This is a genomic window from Mesorhizobium sp. M7A.F.Ca.CA.003.01.2.1, assembly GCF_003998945.1.
Lineage (GTDB): Bacteria > Pseudomonadota > Alphaproteobacteria > Rhizobiales > Rhizobiaceae > Mesorhizobium > Mesorhizobium ciceri.
The window spans coordinates 1-3,028 of the sequence record NZ_RZRA01000716.1 but is presented as its reverse complement, the minus strand read 5'-3'; the positions used below and the strand labels follow the sequence as shown (position 1 = coordinate 3,028).

Genomic DNA, 3,028 nt, shown 5'->3' with positions numbered 1-3,028 from the left:
GATCAAAATCGGCGTTGATGTCTTCCCCGATGCCTATCGCGATTTCTTGCTTCTTCCCAGTTTTTGGATCGGTGTGTGTCCAATGAACGCCCTTTGATCCATCGTAACTGGAGTAGCGGTTCTCTACAGGAGAACTTGTGTGAGGCCTAACAATGTCTTGGCAGATGGCTGCGCAAGCAGGATTAACAATAGCGGAAAACGAGCCATGAGAGACCGTTCCCTGTACAAATATAGGAATTAAGCACAATGGCTGGCTCTACACATTGATCGCCCCGTGCCAATATAGCCTAGATAACTATTAGCCTTGCATCACTCCAAAATCCTCTCGTCCGCCTGATCTTTAGCTTTTACTATTACGCTTTCAATCAAAAGTGGTAGCACCACAGGCAGCAAAAAAAATCTCCAAGGCTTGCCGTAGCCCGACGAAATAAATGAAATACCGGCAATAATATTTCCTTTTTCCCATCCTTTCTTCAAAAGAAGCCTTCCCCGTTTCACATCGCCGTTTCTCATTAAATATCTTCCACATATAAGGTAAATTGCGCCAAGCTCCCACTCCGCTTTTTCTGCAAAAATATCGAGAGTCTTGGGCGATTCTTCCCTGGAAAATGTTTTTATGAGAACGAAGGTCGCTTCTTCGCCCTTTTTCTCTTCAGCGCGACGGAGCCAGAGCTCCGCTAACATTAGGTCTTTTTCTACCATCACCCCGTTAGCATAGCCAATACCAACGGCTAACTGCGCATCTGGATCTCCTTGCTCGGCCAATGGGATGAAGTACTCAATCCATCTCTGTCGCTCTTCAGCAGTGACTTGGTCCATGTGACGTTTCCCGTCTATGCATCCATCCGACGACTGGTGCGCCTAGTCCTCGGCACATGGGCTCTTTTCGAGAGCCGGTCCATTCTAAAGTCAATCACTCACTCTATCATCATAACCTGAAATCTCGATCTGTAAGCCCGCGCGGGTCCCTCATAAAGTCATGCACAATCCCCATTGGGATCCCGATAACAGGAGTTCCAAGAGGAGCACCCGGCGGCTTCGATGGCTTTGTCGGCGGACCTGGCGGCAGATCATCTGGTGGTGATGCACTTGGCGGATCAGTTGGGGTTGGAGCCTTCTTTACAGACTCCATCTGCCTCACTGGAGGTTTGGGATCGTTAACCGACGGCGCTTTGTTTGGATCCGTAAAGCTAGTCATAACATCCATGGCAAAGCCGACGAGGTTTCGAACAAAATCGAATTTACTGGCGGCTATTTGCTTACACCCATCGCACTTTTTCTTGTCAACAGAAAGGCCCAACTCCTTTACCGCCGGCCCCGCTGATTGGGAGATGGCGTGGCTGCCAGACGCTTCAGCGGTGCCAACCGAGCCGCCACCTTCTCTGGCAGCATTGGCCAATCCGGCCGCGCTGTCGTCGGCTGACCGCGCCGAATGTCCATTGTTGTCTGCTTTATTCACCGGATCGTTCTGGGCATATACATAGCGGTTGGTCCCCACGCCCTGCTTTGTCGGATCCCAATCATCTGGCGAGATGAACCTTCCCAGCACGGGATCCATGTACCGCGCATTGAGATACAGCAGCCCGGTCTCGGGATCGAAGCGTTCGCCGATGTAGCTCTTCTGGGTCTGGAAGCCTGTGTTGAGGCGCTCGCCATAGGTGGCGTAGTTGGTCTGCTCGACGATGGCGCTGGTGCTGTCGGTGACCATGCGCACCGAGGCCAGGTGATCACGATGCAGGAAGGCCTTTGTCGTGCCCGTCACTTTGATGTCGGGATGCGGATACCTGGTGTAGATCTCCGCGCCCGGGGTCGCCGGGTCGATCTCGACATTGGCATCGGGATAGAGTGTGGTGGCGAAGCTCGAGGATTTTTTCGCGCGCGCTCCGTCGGGTCCATAAGCGAGATTGACAGTGTTGGAGGCCAGCGTGACCGTCTTCAGCCGGTTGGCCTCGTCCCAGACCAGTGTGCGGCTGCCATCGGAGGTGAGGTTGCCATTGGCATCATAGGCCATAGCATTGGCGCCGACCGAGGTTGGCGCATGCGGACGAGCAGCACTTGCCGCGGGATAGATATAGGTGCCGGCGACACGGGTACGCGAGGTCAGATTGTCGTTGGCGGCATAGACAAAGCTTTCGCTGAGCGCGGTGTTGCCCAGATTGCTGCTTGCCGTCAGCCGGTCGGCATTGTCATAGCCATAGGTCCAGCTGTCCGAAGCCGTCAGCCCCGTGGTGCCGGTGATGCGGCCAAGGCTGTCACGCGCGTACTGATCGTCGAGCAGGATGGTGGCGCCTCGTGCCGTGGTGACACGCGTCAGCCAGCGCCGCGTCGGCGAATAGGTGAACGAGGTCTTCACACCGTTCGAATAGGTGATCTCCTTGGTCTGGCCATCGGCCTCGTAAATGGTCGAGGTGATGAAGCCGGGGGCGGAGGCGAGCTTGTTGCCGGCGGTGTATTGCAGGCGGTTCGCGTTCGAACCGAAGTCGAGCTGAACAGGAAAGTACTGGACATATACGTTCTGGCCGGAGCCGTCGTGGACGTTGAACGTATAGTTGGTGATCCCCGCGATCGTGGCATCCTGGCGAGCAACCTTGCCGAGGCCGTCATAATTGTAGAGCTGGACGGCAGCCGCGTTTTCCGAGCGGGTCAGCTGGCCGATGTTGTAGTAACCCGACGCCGCCTGGTCGTAGGTGTTCTGGGTCAGCGTCACCGGGCTGCCGCCTGCTGCCGTTGCCGTCTTCAGCGTCAGCCGGTCCATCTGGTCGTAGGCGAGCGTTGTGACCGTGCCTCGGGCGTCGGTCTGGCTGATAAGGCGGTTGGCGGCGTCATAGACATAGGTCCAGGTGCCGAGATCGGGATCTGACGCCGACAGCCGGTTGCCGAGCAGATCGTAGCTGTAGCTCCAGCTCGAACCGCCGGGATCGGTGACGCCGATCAGCCGGCCGAGCAGGTCGTAGCTGCGGCCCTCCAGCAGATTGAGGCCACCGACGTCGCGGACAATGGCGGCGATATCGCCGTGTGTCGTCCATGC

2 protein-coding genes are annotated in these 3,028 nt (G+C 56.3%); both read right to left on the bottom strand.

Annotated elements, in window-relative coordinates:
* Positions 1 to 309: 309 nt before the first annotated feature.
* Positions 310 to 819, bottom strand: coding sequence for a sel1 repeat family protein (locus EN969_RS24245; protein WP_063168157.1), 510 nt, complete (start codon positions 817 to 819; stop codon positions 310 to 312).
* A 109-nt stretch (positions 820 to 928) separates the two neighbouring features.
* Positions 929 to 3,028 (bottom strand): RHS repeat-associated core domain-containing protein (locus EN969_RS24240; protein ID WP_206525220.1); only part of this gene is annotated, 2,100 nt, incomplete at its 5' end.